11 protein-coding genes are annotated in these 12,482 nt (G+C 47.6%); 7 read left to right on the top strand and 4 right to left on the bottom strand.

Annotated features, from left to right (window positions below):
- Positions 1–117 precede the first annotated feature (117 nt).
- Positions 118–1,533, top strand: a complete 1,416-nt coding sequence (locus NC994_RS05710) for an IctB family putative bicarbonate transporter (protein WP_190438581.1) — start codon at positions 118–120, stop codon at positions 1,531–1,533.
- Between the two features lie 285 nt (positions 1,534–1,818).
- Here the strand turns inward: NC994_RS05710 and NC994_RS05705 are convergent, their stop codons facing one another.
- Together NC994_RS05705 and NC994_RS05700 are read right to left on the bottom strand one after the other, a co-directional pair.
- Positions 1,819–2,112, bottom strand: a complete 294-nt coding sequence (locus tag NC994_RS05705; RefSeq protein ID WP_190438579.1) for a WGxxGxxG family protein — start codon at positions 2,110–2,112, stop codon at positions 1,819–1,821.
- A 236-nt stretch (positions 2,113–2,348) separates the two neighbouring features.
- Positions 2,349–2,492 (bottom strand): hypothetical protein, encoded by a 144-nt coding sequence (locus NC994_RS05700; protein WP_190429976.1) that lies wholly within the window; start codon positions 2,490–2,492, stop codon positions 2,349–2,351.
- 937 nt (positions 2,493–3,429) lie between these two features.
- Here NC994_RS05700 and NC994_RS05695 point away from each other — a divergent pair.
- From NC994_RS05695 to NC994_RS05685, 3 genes are all read left to right on the top strand, one after another.
- Positions 3,430–4,275, top strand: a complete 846-nt coding sequence (locus NC994_RS05695) for a DUF4114 domain-containing protein (protein ID WP_190438576.1) — start codon at positions 3,430–3,432, stop codon at positions 4,273–4,275.
- A 284-nt stretch (positions 4,276–4,559) separates the two neighbouring features.
- On the top strand, positions 4,560–7,520 hold the full coding sequence (gene polA / locus NC994_RS05690; protein ID WP_190438572.1) for a DNA polymerase I: 2,961 nt from the start codon (positions 4,560–4,562) through the stop codon (positions 7,518–7,520).
- A 189-nt stretch (positions 7,521–7,709) separates the two neighbouring features.
- The gene (locus NC994_RS05685) at positions 7,710–8,282 is read left to right on the top strand and encodes a thermonuclease family protein (RefSeq protein WP_190413037.1); all 573 of its coding nucleotides are present in this window, start codon (positions 7,710–7,712) and stop codon (positions 8,280–8,282) included.
- A gap of 36 nt (positions 8,283–8,318) precedes the next feature.
- Here the strand turns inward: NC994_RS05685 and NC994_RS05680 are convergent, their stop codons facing one another.
- Positions 8,319–8,585 carry a LapA family protein gene (locus NC994_RS05680; RefSeq protein ID WP_190438568.1) on the bottom strand — a complete coding sequence of 89 codons (267 nt, stop codon included), beginning with the start codon at positions 8,583–8,585 and terminating at the stop codon, positions 8,319–8,321.
- Between the two features lie 74 nt (positions 8,586–8,659).
- Entirely contained in the window at positions 8,660–10,099 is a 1,440-nt protein-coding gene (locus NC994_RS05675) for a phosphoglucomutase/phosphomannomutase family protein (protein WP_190438565.1), read from the bottom strand.
- 290 nt (positions 10,100–10,389) lie between these two features.
- Here NC994_RS05675 and NC994_RS05670 point away from each other — a divergent pair, with 290 nt between their 5' ends.
- From NC994_RS05670 to tsaB, 3 genes are all read left to right on the top strand, one after another.
- A complete protein-coding gene (locus tag NC994_RS05670; RefSeq protein ID WP_190413034.1) occupies positions 10,390–10,947 on the top strand; it encodes an Npun_F5560 family protein in 558 nt (185 codons plus the stop codon).
- Positions 10,940–11,638, top strand: a complete 699-nt coding sequence (locus tag NC994_RS05665; RefSeq protein ID WP_190413033.1) for a hypothetical protein — start codon at positions 10,940–10,942, stop codon at positions 11,636–11,638. The genes NC994_RS05670 and NC994_RS05665 overlap by 8 nt, the downstream gene beginning before the upstream one ends.
- A 78-nt stretch (positions 11,639–11,716) precedes the next feature.
- Positions 11,717–12,415, top strand: coding sequence for a tRNA (adenosine(37)-N6)-threonylcarbamoyltransferase complex dimerization subunit type 1 TsaB (gene tsaB / locus NC994_RS05660; protein ID WP_190438562.1), 699 nt, complete (start codon positions 11,717–11,719; stop codon positions 12,413–12,415).
- Positions 12,416–12,482: the final 67 nt, after the last annotated feature.

The following is a 12,482-nucleotide window of genomic DNA, read 5'->3' as shown; positions in this document are numbered from 1 at the left end:
AAACTATGTACTTGGGTAATCGGTAATCGGTCATGGGAAATGGCTAATCGTTCATTGACCAATGACTAATGTGACCAATACCAATCACCCATAATCACTTCCCCCCTGACCTATCACATGAGTGTTTGGCAACAATTTACCTTGTCCAGTTTGCCGCTGTATCAATGGCAAAGTGCAAGCTATTTACATCGGTTGGTTGGTAGCTTGCGAAGCTGGCGGCAGAGTAGCGTCTGCGTGCAGTGGGCGGAGCCGTTGGGAGCCTTGTTTGTGGCTTTAGTGTTCGCTTTGGCTCCTTTTGTGTCAACGGCTCTGGTTGGCGTGTTGTTAGCTGCCGGTGCTGGCTTTTGGATACTGCTGACTCTGTCAGATGAGGCGGATTATGTACCGGGCGAAGCGCCTAAAGTTACTCCAATTCACTGGCTGGTGTTGCTGTACTGGGGCATTGCCACTGTAGCAACGGCTCTGTCGCCAGTGAAGATAGCTGCTTTGAAGGGCTGGGGCAAGCTAACGCTGTATTTGCTATTTTTTGCGCTCATGGCGCGAGTGCTGCGATCGCCTCGACTGCGTTCTATCCTGATCGCGGTCTATCTCCACATTGCGCTGATTGTTAGTGTCTACGGGCTGCGACAATGGTTTTTTGGGGCGGCGGCACTGGCAACTTGGACAGATCCAACGTCTCCCCTGTCTAAAACGACGCGAGTTTATAGTTATCTGGGGAACCCCAATTTACTTGCGGCTTATCTTTTGCCTGCGATCGCTTTCTCTCTGGCTGCTATTTTTGCTTGGCGCGGGTGGAGTCGTAAAGCGCTAGCGCTGACGATGTTTTCCGTTAATACTGCGTGTTTGATTCTCACGTTCAGTCGCGGCGGCTGGATTGGCTTTATATTTTTGCTTTTAGTATTTTCGCTGATGCTGCTTTACTGGATCGGCGAACATCTGCCACCTTTCTGGCGGACTTGGTCGCTGCCGATTCTGTTAGGAAGTTTGGCGCTAGTGCTAGCGGTGGCGATCCTATTTGTGGAACCAGTGCGCGATCGCGTTTTTAGTATTTTTGCAAGTCGCAAGGATAGCAGTAACAATTTCCGGGTCAACGTTTGGGAAGCGGTGATTGAGATGATCCGCGATCGCCCGATTTTAGGGATTGGCCCTGGCAACGAGGCTTTTAACAAAGTTTATCCTCTTTATCAGCGCCCCCGCTATACTGCCTTAAGTGCTTATTCCGTTTTCCTAGAATTGGCTGTAGAAACTGGCTTGATTGGTTTTTGCTGCTTTATGTGGTTGCTGATTGTCACCTTTAACCAAGGGTGGTTACAGCTAAATCGTTTGCGGCAACTGGGCAGGCGTGAGGGTTTTTGGCTGATAGCGGCGATTGCCACGATATTTGGTCTATTAGGACATGGTTTGGTAGATACAGTTTGGTATAGACCGGAAGTAAATACGCTTTGGTGGATGATGGTGGCGTTGATTGCTAGTTATTACACCTTCTCACCGAGTAGCGATCGCACTCCCCACACGCTAACGGAACACAGTTAATTCGATTTCCCTGTTTGATTATTCATTAGTTTTTAGACTTTTTTCGGCACCCACTCCGTCCAAAGGCGAGCGAAAAAACAAGGACTCGCAAACTCTTGTCCAAACAGGACTCCTAGAGTGGATGGAGTTGCACCCATGACTAAAGACTAAAGACTCTGACTTTTGATTTATCTGGAATCCAAACAAGTTTAGAAAATTTCAAAAGCAAAAAGGCAAAGAAAAGATGTCCTCTTCTTTCTTTTGCCTTTTTTAGTACCGTTAATTTTCGTATAAGCCACCCGTTTTTTACTCTCTGTAGCCGGTACGACTTACTGGATCGGGGTCGCGGTAACGGGTTGGCTCTTCATGCTTGCGACCCGCTAAGCCTGCTAAACCAAGCAGTCCCAGCAAGCCCAACCAGCCCCAATCAAAATTGCGATCGCTTTCAACGGTTCTAACGTCTTGCCGAGGAGCGGTGTTTGTAGTTGTATTTGTATCAGTGTTGGTTTGAGCAGAAGCAGGCACAGTCAAAGGCAGAACCGCCATACTTAAGGAGAGAACGCCAGCTCCAATAAATTTTGATAAATCAGATCGTTTCATAAATAAAGCTCCTTGTCCGCTCTTCACTCACAAACTTATAGATTTCCCTCCAAATCAGAATCAATCTACAGCTATAGATTAAAAACTTCTAGACTCTAACTATAGAGATAGAAAATGTCTCTTCTTTCCACCATTGCCTCCCTCTTTATAATTAGGTAATTTTCAGCGTATAAACCAAATTTAACTTTTTAAGACTGGGGATCAATAATAAGCTTGCGAATTCATGTGAGTTTGGCTTAAGCAGCAGGTAGTAAATGGTAGTCAATGGTGATAGAGGGCTGCTTGGTTTGGTGGCTCTTGCAATCAATCCGCACACCAGGTTGACCAGAAAGTTGCCCGACTGCGGTGAGGGAGCAGCCCATTTCTGGAAAAAGGCGCATGGAATTCTCTTCTAAAGAGACTAAACCTGCAAGGCAAGGGTTCTAAAGTCTCCGTACCGTCTGAACTCTGTTTGATAAAAGCTCTCACAACTTCTGCCCTCTTCATCTGAAGGAGATAGAAGTTGCCAGGCTTTGCTTGTCTCGATAGATAATGGCACCCATCAAGGTGCCTCCCTGAGGTGATGAGAATGCTCGCTCCGAGAAATGTTCTTCAACTGGTCAACTTCAACTGGTCAATCAGTGTCTCAATCATCGACCGCTTTCGCAACACCGTAAACGTTCTCGTTTACGGTGTTGCAGCCTATCAGCGAAGCAATTGTGGCTGCGGACAGGGTTTTCAAACCTTTAGAACCCGTTATCGACACCGTAGAACTTTTCTTCTTATCTGAGCATGGGACAAGCAGATGGATGGAGAATTCAGCAGTTTCGGCCTATCTGTTATGGCTGTTCTTTATCCCGAACTCACGGTTACGTAATCTGCGTAGGCTGTCAGCATTGTGCGTATTACCAGTTCCCGCTCGTGTTTTAACCTGACTCTGGAAATTTCCCCATTCTTGAGAATACTGAATTTTTATGGATAGCGCTGTCAAATAAAAAGCGCTATCCGCAAAATCCCTGAAAAGCTTTCAGAATATTTACCGAGGTGCTTCAAAAAAAAAGTTTTGAGGTTGAGGAAAATACTGCTTTAAATTCAAAACTAATTAGTAGTTTTGTAAGTGTATTTAAGGGTTTTACGTAAATATTCAATACTATGAAGAAGCCAAAAAGAATTAGAAAAGCTGTAGACAAGGAATTATGATTTCAGTTATTAATAAACAAGGAAAAGAAAACACACGTCTGCACCGGGCTTCTAAAGTAAAAATAAACTCAATTATTTTGGATGTATTTGCCGGTTAGATGGGGTGAAGTCGTTCATCGCCTTGGTAGAGGTACTCAAATGAAAATCAAACTAATTACTAGTCTGCTCGCCGCTGCTGCTGCCCTGACCGGCGTCATCTCTGCAACTGCACCGGCATCGGCTGAGATTAACTGGGGTTCTGTAAATACTGCACCCACAAAGAATGCATTGAGCCAATCTGATGATTTTTCAAACATCAGCACGCTTATCGATACCTTAAACACGCAGATCAATAAGTCTCAAGAAAAATACGCATTTCCAGACTTGAGCCTTTTAGGCGGTAAATCATTTGATTTAAGCAAATTAACGTTGCAAAACGATACTGATGTTCGTGCTTACTTCGTCAATGAAGGGGCGGATTATAACAATCAGCTAGGTTATCAAGCACTTGACAGTAACGGCGACATTGTCAAAGATGGAATGGCTTTCTGGGAACTCAACAGCACAGAAAGTATTAGGGAAAACCAAACTAGCTTTACTAATCTAAAGCAAGGAGATTGGGTCAACTTAGGCAACTTCAGTAAAGGTACAACCCTGAATTTCCAGTTGAACGCCAATAGCTTATACGGCACCAGCAACTCCTACGGCATTTACAATTCTGCTTTTAATGCTCCTAACCCTGATGGGCTACAGCACGCCAGAGGATATCTCTTTAACTCCCGTTACCTGGTGATCGGTTTTGAAGATTTGTACGGAGATGGAAGCGAGACTGGCGTGACTCCAGCCTCTGACCGGGATTTCAACGACACAGTTTTCATCGTCGATATCGGCAACCAAAGTCTGCAAAGCGTACCTGAACCATCTGCAACGTTGGCACTGGTAGCTGCAAGTACGTTAGGGATGTTTGGCCTGCGTCGCCGCCGCAACAGCCAAATCAATGGCTAATCCCCTGGCCTATCGCTGATAATCTTTGCAAGTTCAATTAGTCAATAACCCCTGTTTCTAGCCTGCACCCTGCGGGCTTTTTTATTGGAAGCTTATGTAGCAGCTGCTTCGCTGTAAGCTTAGCCAGTGAAGCAGCGCATAGATTAGGATATTTCCCCTAGGGGTAGTTAAAATCATTCAGGCTGAGCCGTGGGATGAGATATCTAACAGCTTGTTCGCCTGAAGCGAGCAATCTGAGGCATTGTAAAGAATATCTGCTCTCTGGCGCTAGCTAAAATAAGGCTATGTCTCAATCTACCTCTGCCTCCAACCCCTCTCACTCCGCTGCTAGCTCATCTGATATGCGGCCTGTCTTCATCCTGGTGGATGGTCACTCGTTAGCCTTCCGCGCCTACTTTGCCTTTGCTAAAGGGCGGGATGGAGGCTTAAAAACAAAGACTGGGATTCCTACCAGTGTTTGTTTTGGCTTCCTCAAGTCGTTACTGGAAGTAATAGCATCCCAGCAACCTCAGGCGATGGCGATCGCTTTCGACCTCGGTTTACCCACTTTCCGCCACGAAGCTGACGACACCTATAAAGCTGACCGCGCTGAGACGCCAGAAGACTTTATTGTTGACCTGAAAAATCTCCACGACCTTTTGGATGCCTTCAATCTACCAATTGTGACGGCACCAGGGTACGAGGCAGATGATGTCTTGGGAACGCTGTCACAAAAGGCGAGTGCTGCCGGGTATCGGGTGAAGATTGTTACGGGTGACAGAGATTTATTTCAACTGGTTAACACTGCACAGGGAATTAGCGTTCTTTATCTTGGTCAAACCTTCTGGCAACGTGGCAGCAATACAGGGCCAGTAGAATTTGGGCCAGAGGAAGTTAAAGAGAAACTAAAGGGCATTACACCAGAGCAGGTTGTCGATTACAAAGCTTTGTGTGGCGATGCCTCCGACAATATCCCCGGTGTCAAGGGAATTGGCGACAAAACAGCCGTGAAGTTGCTTACAGAATACGGCTCCCTGGATGGGATTTATGCCTCGTTGGATGAGATTAAAGGAGCGGTCAAACAGAAGCTGGAAGCCGGGAAAGAAGAGGCATACCGTTCCCAGCACTTGGCAAGGATCGTTCTTGATGTCCCTCTCGACGTTAGTTTAGAAGACTGCCCGCTGAAGGGATTTGATAACGCCGAGCTAGAACCGCTGCTAGAAAAGTTAGAGTTTAGGACTTATTTAAGTCGAATCAAGCAGTTGCAGCAAGCATTTGGCGGTGTGGCAGAGGAAGCTAAACCCGTTGAATCTAAAGAAGAACTTGAAGAAATCGGTTTTGATGATGGCGACTGGTTTTTCAGTGCCGCTGACACCGAAGCTGCTAGCAAGGCAGCCACAAATGCTACGAGTAAGATTAGTGCCCAAATTATTGATACTCCAGAAAAACTGACAGAACTGATAAAGCAGCTGCAAAGTTGCACTGACCCTGACAAACCAGTAGCTTGGGATACGGAAACGGATGCCCTAGAACCACGCGACGCCCAACTGGTGGGGATTGGCTGCTGCTGGGGCATCGAGCCATCTGAAGTTGCTTATATTCCCACGGGTCACAAAACTGGCGAAAATCTGGATAAAACGGCTGTCTTAGAAGCGTTGCGTCCGATTCTCGAAAGTGTTGACTATCCCAAATCGTTGCAGAACGCCAAGTTTGACCGGCTGGTGTTGCGCTGTCAGGGAATTAACTTGGCTGGGGTGGTGTTTGATACGATGCTTGCTAGTTACGTGCTAAATCCAGAAAACAGCCACAACCTCAGCGACTTAGTCTTGCGGCATCTGGAGTTAAGTATCAGTAATTATACGGATGTGGTGCCTAAAGGCAAAACGATTGCCGATATGGATATTCAGACGGTAGCCTACTACTGCGGGATGCAAGTCTATGCCACATTCCAGTTGGTACTAAAGCTACGAGAAAAATTAGAGGAAGTCCCCGCTCTTGAACGGTTGTTACGGGAAGTAGAACAACCTTTAGAGCCAGTTTTAGCCCAGATGGAATATGTGGGCATCCGGATCGATCCAGCCTATCTCCAGACCCTCTCTCAAGAACTGGAAAAGGATTTAGCAGGAATTGAGCAAAAAGCTTATCAGGAAGCTGGGGAAAAATTTAGCTTGGGTTCACCGAAACAACTAAGCCAAATTTTATTTGACAAGCTCAAGTTGGACACCAAAAAGTCTCGGAAGATTCAGTCGGGTTATTCTACAGATGCCGCAACGCTGGAAAAACTGCAAGGCGATCATCCACTTGTTGATGCCATTTTAGAGTACCGTACCCTCTCTAAGCTGAAGTCTACTTACGTGGACGCTTTACCGTTGCTGATACGTCCAGATACCCAGCGGGTGCATACGAATTTTAATCAGACAGGTACGACAACAGGGCGATTGTCTTCTTCTAATCCCAATTTACAAAATATTCCCATCCGCACAGCGTTTAGTCGCCGGATTCGCAAAGGATTTGTGCCAGAAACTGGCTGGCTACTCGTTGCTGCTGACTATTCGCAAATTGAGTTGCGGATTTTGGCTCACCTAAGCCAAGAGCCGGTGCTGATTGAGGCATACCAGCAAAATGAGGATATTCACAGCGTCACCGCTCGGCTGTTGTTAGAGAAGGACACGGTCACATCCGAGGAGCGCCGATTGGGGAAGATTATCAATTTTGGCGTGATTTATGGGATGGGAGCGCAGCGATTTGCGCGGGAAGCTGGGGTGAAGGCGACAGAAGGCAGATTATTTATCGATCGGTTTAACGAGCGCTATCGTAAGGTTTTTGAATATTTGGAGCGAGTGAAGCGGGAAGCGATCGCTCACGGTTATGTCCAAACTATTTTAGGACGCCGCCGTTACTTTAACTTTGAGGGCGGCAGTCTCCGCAAGCTGCAAGGGAGCAATCCCGATGAAATTAACCTTGACAAACTCCGTAATTTAGGACAAGCTGACGCCGGTTCGCTACGCGCCGCAGCTAATGCTCCAATTCAAGGTTCTAGCGCCGATATCATCAAAATTGCAATGGATAAACTGCACAAAGTTTTGCAGAATTACCAGGCGCGTTTATTATTGCAAGTTCACGATGAATTAGTGCTTGAAGTTCCTCCCTCGGAATGGGAAGAATTACAGCCTCAGATTCGCTCAACGATGGAAAACGCCGTTTCCTTGAGCGTTCCTCTTAAGGTTGATGTGCGTGCAGGGCAGAATTGGATGGAGACGAAGTAAAAAACTGTAGTTTCGACAGCCTTTCCTGTATGACTGTTCGATTGGTGGTTAAGCTCAGCGTGGGATAGAAGCGCGATCGCATCTTTCTTCACCACTCCAACTGCTAAAAGCCAGTAACAGGTGTCCGAAACTATTGGACAATGGAAACGTCTGTCCAGATGGACTTTTCTTTTGTAGTAAATATTTATAATGACCGGCACTCGCAAACTCATCCAAAATTCTCTCATCTGGACTGGTGCAGTTGTTCTCATCCTTGGATTAGTGGGATGTGAAGCTATTTTTGGTTCTCCTACTTACCCGGTTAAGCGAGTCAGCGATGGGGATACTCTCGCCGTGACGGATCGCAGTGGGAAAAACATCAACGTGCGCTTTGCTTGTGTGGATGCTCCAGAAGTTCCCCATTCCAGTAAGGAAAAAGCAAGCAAAAAAGCAGCAGATCAAAACCAATTCAAGTGGGGCATAAAAACCCAGCAACGATTGCAAGAATTGGTACAGCAAGGAGGCGATCGCGTTCGCTTAACTGTGACTGATACTGATAGGTACGGGCGTAAAGTTAGCGAGGTGCGCCTGCCTGACGGCACTTTTGTTCAGGAAGTGTTGGCAAAAGAGGGACTGGTACTGGTGTATCGTCAGTATCTAAAAGATTGCCCTAGCGCTGCTATCGTTGAGCAAGCAGAAGCTGAGGCGAAAAAGAGTCGGCGCGGCATTTGGCGTGACTCCAAGTTTCTGCCGCCGTGGGAGTATCGCAGTGAGAGTAAGTAGCAAAGGCTGATAGTTAATTGCAATGGACAATAACCATCAAAAGTCTTCGTCAGCATACTCACTGGCATCTTCTGATTGAGACTGGTTACTGGAAGGCGCTCCCCAAAAAACAGGCATGAGGGCGCTGCCAACCGCTCCCGCGCCAGCACTCAACGCCAGTACGACGCCTACTGGCATCCGGATCGACTGGAAAGTTAGAAATTTCACCGATACCGGCGTGATGTTTTGAATTGACAACAGAGCGATCGCTGCGATGGAACTGGCTAAAATCAGCGAGGTAAGCAGGTTGGTAAGGGCTTTCATGGTGATAATGGCAACTGAGTAAGTTCCTGCTACCAAGTAGGAGCAAGAGCGATGTCCTTGCTCCTACCGATCGTTTAGACTGTGACGGGTTCCAGTTGGTTAATGGTTTGTTCCATTTGCTGGGCAATTTGGGTCATTTTTTCTGGAGTATTCGTTTCTAGATAAACCCGCATTAGCGGTTCTGTTCCGGAAGGACGCAGGAGTATCCAACTGCCTTCTTCTAAGTAGAGTTTAATCCCGTCTTTGCGCCCTACTTCTTTCACTTTAATTCCTGCCACTTCTGCTGGGGGATTTTTAGTGAAATCATCGATGACAGCGGCTTTGTGGGCGTCATTTAAGTGTAAATCGAGACGTTTGTTGTACAGAGGGCCATCGGCTTCTGCGATTACTTCTTCTACTAGCTGACTTAAAGGCTTGCCTTCGTAAGCGATCGCTTCTGCCACCAGCATATCGGCTAAAATACCGTCTTTTTCGGGAATATGTCCGATAATGCTCAATCCGCCCGATTCTTCGCCGCCGATCAATACCTGCGTCTCGCGCATTTTCTCGCCGATGTATTTAAAGCCTACTGCTGTTTCGTAGATTTCCAAGCCGTACTTAGCAGCGAGGTTATCCAGCAGGTGGGTGGTGGCAACGGTGCGGACAATTGCACCAGTTTTGCCTTTGTTTTTGACTAAGTGACGCGCCAGCAGCAGCAGCACCGTGTTCGGTGTCAGCACGTTTCCTTGTTCGTCAACAATGCCGAAGCGATCGCTATCTCCATCCGTCGCCAAACCTAAATCTGCCCCGTCTTTTTTCACCGCTTCGACGAGTCCAATCAATTCCTCTCCCTTCGGTTCTGGCATTCCACCGCCAAAGAGAACATCGCGATAGGTGTGGAATGCCTCTGTATCGCAACCACAGCGCTCCAAAACAGTATCCAGGTAGCCACGAGAAGTGGAGTAGAGGGCGTCGTACTTCACCTTTAGCCCTGCGCTCTTAATTCGCTCTACATCCAGCAGGGTGTAAATAAACTGGAGATAATCTGGCTTGGGATCAAAGGTAGAAATCTTGTTGGCATTGTTGCCACTCGGCGGCTCATCCGTAGCGTCTTCAATATTTGCTACAATTGTATCCGTAATTTCCGGTGTAGCCGGACCAGCGTAATCGGGGATGTATTTGATGCCGCAATAGGGAGCTGGGTTATGACTGGCGGTGAACATCAGTGCCCCAGCAGAGTTGAGAAGCTTAGCGTTGTAAGCAATAACTGGCGTCGGGCAATCTCGATCGACAATTTTCACCGTCCACCCAGCGTCTGCCAAAACTTCGGCGGCAGTCCGGGCGAATTGGTCGGCTAAAAAACGGGTATCGTAAGCTACTAAGACGGGACGGTCTTTGGAATAGGCGTTTTCGAGATAACTCGCGATCGCCCGCGTTACTTTACACACATTGGCGAAGGTAAAGTCATCGGCGATAATCCCCCGCCATCCATCGGTACCAAATTTGATCTTGTTTGAACTGCTGGCTGCGCTCATCTTAACCACTTCCTCTTGATTCCACCTAAATACTACAAGACGCCTATCGCTTCAATCTCGCTACCGGATGACAAATGGTTTGTATAAACTGAACAATTTGTTCGCACCGGCAGAAAATCTAGCTGAATCTGAGGATACGATAGACCCAACCCTTAATTGCAAACAAGGGTAGCAATCAGGTGTTAATTGCCGTTGCAAATGGTAAATTAGCTGCAAAAGCAATATGAGCCATCCGCTATCGCCTCGCGCCTGCCATTAGGAAAATCATCTCAAAGGAGCCGTAAGCCATTGTGAGCCAGACAGACACGCCAAACCTACAAACGCTTCAATCTGACGCAACTCGCCTGCGCGAAGAGTTGCAGATGCGAGATCAACTGGTTCAGCAGTTGTCTCAAGAACTATTCCGGCTGGTTAAGGGCAATGCTAATTTTATGCCCAGACCGGAAGTTTCTGAGCGGCACATGGCTCAGATGAGAGCGCTGCGAGAACAACTGCAAGAGGTCGAACAGCAGGTAACGTTCTACCAGGAACAAATTACAACCCGCGACACCGAGATTTATCAATTGCGGCAGTCCGTACAGGAATTGACCGACCGCAGCCGGATGCTCGAACAAGTGGTACAGGAGTTGCCACAGATTTATCGCCAGAAATTTGCCGAACGCATGGCACCCGTGCGGGAGAAAGTGGCGATGCTGCAACGGGAAAACCGTCAACTCCATGCCGAGTTGCAAAGTGTCAGCTACCGTCTAGCTGTCAGAACCCGTCGCACGACGACCGGACTCGATCTGCCCAGTTTCCCGCGTACGGGTGTTCGTAATAGCCCGATTCCAACCTTTGGTCATGCGTAAAGTTCTGATTGTGGTTGATGCTGCTGATGAACTTCCGGTATCGCCCACAATAGCCGAAATTGTTTCTGCCCTCAAGCAAAGCGCGCTCAATTCCCCAGTACCGACAACGATACAAATTGTAGAGACGCAATTTATTGCCTCAGTCTGGGCGGACTTGCAAAACCAAGCAGAAATTCTTTGGTGTCCTTTAACGCTGAATTTGCCAGAAAGCTTGGAATTTCCAGCCCAATCCCTTTATCAGGCTTGCCGCGATGTGACTGGTTTACGCCAGTTGGTGGAGCAATTAGGATCGACGACGGGTGTCGGTGATTTCTGGTTGCCAATCGTTCTTACGGCAAAGGGGCCGCTCTACGGCGAGGTAATTGGTAGGGTTGAGGATGATGAAAGTAGGCGCTTAGAACCGACTTTGAAAGGTTATCGTCAGCCAGTGCATCTATCGGATATCTGGCGTCAGCCACTGTACCAACTGGGGCATCGATTGCTGCAATTTTTATCAGCGCCACCAGCTGTTTATTTATTACAGTTCGGCTTTCAAGAGCAAGGGATTTTTTTTGACCGACTTTTGCCGTTTCCAGGGGAACCAGCGATCGCTAGCATTAACGTCCAAAAGCCAGATTTATTTACCTGTCACTGGCACTGCTTGACGGGTCAAGCAATTTACGATCTCCAAATCAACGCTTTTCACGACTAAGAAGTCGCGGCTAGGCACTTGTAGGGACTCCGATTTATTGGGTTTCCCTATCTGGGCTATCGATCCCTTGAACTGGGCATGAATTCCGTGAAGCTCGATCCAACAAAATACGGCTTAGCACTACATACCAGCAGTCCTGAACTAGGTCTAGCACTCAATAACTTTTCTGGAGATTCGCGCTGCCAAACTTGGGATTTAGGGCGCGATTTATCCACTCATTTACATCATCATCTGGCTGAGTTTATTCAGCCCCAGATGTGGGCTGATTTGAAATTTATCTGTGTGGCAATCGGCCCAGGCAGCTTTACAGGGACTCGCATCGGTGTTGTTACAGCGCGGACACTGGCGCAACAGTTGGATATTCCTCTGTTTTCCGTCTCTACACTGGCATCTGTGGCTTGGTCAGAAGCCGGTAAAAGTAAACAGCAAGGCAACGGAAACGGTGAAGAATCTTCACTCAGCAATGCGATCGCTGTCCAATTGCCAGCTCAACGGGGTCAATTATTTACCGCCATTTATCAGGTATTGCCATCCAGTTCCGGACTCGCTCAGATGTTATCAGATAGCGTGATGACACCGGCAGTATGGCAACAAACGCTGGACAGTTGGCATCCCTATCAGCTGATTGATATCGCTGCCGGGGCTGGGCTAGGGGCAACCGTTTCGAGTCTACTAGAACTAGCCTATCTAGATTGGCAACAGGGGAAGCGTCCCCACTGGTCAGAAGCACTACCCTTTTATGGTCAACACCCCGTTGAGGAGAAAACATCTGGGTAGAATAAGCGGATGCGATCGCTTAAAGATATCAAACAGCCGACCTCTACAATAATTTCGACACTATCTC

It is taken from the genome of Trichocoleus sp. AS-A1 (genome assembly GCF_039962015.1).
Lineage (GTDB): Bacteria > Cyanobacteriota > Cyanobacteriia > Cyanobacteriales > FACHB-T130 > FACHB-T130.
This window is presented reverse-complemented; position numbering and strand designations above follow the sequence as displayed.

Coding starts and splice junctions, on each gene's coding strand:
- NC994_RS05695 (WP_190438576.1), top strand. CDS start 3,430: ATGAAAATCAAACTAATTACTAGTCTGCTCGCCGCTGCTGCTGCCCTG.
- tsaB (WP_190438562.1), top strand. CDS start 11,717: ATGAATTCCGTGAAGCTCGATCCAACAAAATACGGCTTAGCACTACAT.
- NC994_RS05710 (WP_190438581.1), top strand. CDS start 118: ATGAGTGTTTGGCAACAATTTACCTTGTCCAGTTTGCCGCTGTATCAA.
- NC994_RS05685 (WP_190413037.1), top strand. CDS start 7,710: ATGACCGGCACTCGCAAACTCATCCAAAATTCTCTCATCTGGACTGGT.
- NC994_RS05675 (WP_190438565.1), bottom strand. CDS start 10,099: ATGAGCGCAGCCAGCAGTTCAAACAAGATCAAATTTGGTACCGATGGA.
- NC994_RS05700 (WP_190429976.1), bottom strand. CDS start 2,492: ATGCGCCTTTTTCCAGAAATGGGCTGCTCCCTCACCGCAGTCGGGCAA.
- NC994_RS05680 (WP_190438568.1), bottom strand. CDS start 8,585: ATGAAAGCCCTTACCAACCTGCTTACCTCGCTGATTTTAGCCAGTTCC.
- polA (WP_190438572.1), top strand. CDS start 4,560: ATGTCTCAATCTACCTCTGCCTCCAACCCCTCTCACTCCGCTGCTAGC.
- NC994_RS05705 (WP_190438579.1), bottom strand. CDS start 2,112: ATGAAACGATCTGATTTATCAAAATTTATTGGAGCTGGCGTTCTCTCC.
- NC994_RS05665 (WP_190413033.1), top strand. CDS start 10,940: ATGCGTAAAGTTCTGATTGTGGTTGATGCTGCTGATGAACTTCCGGTA.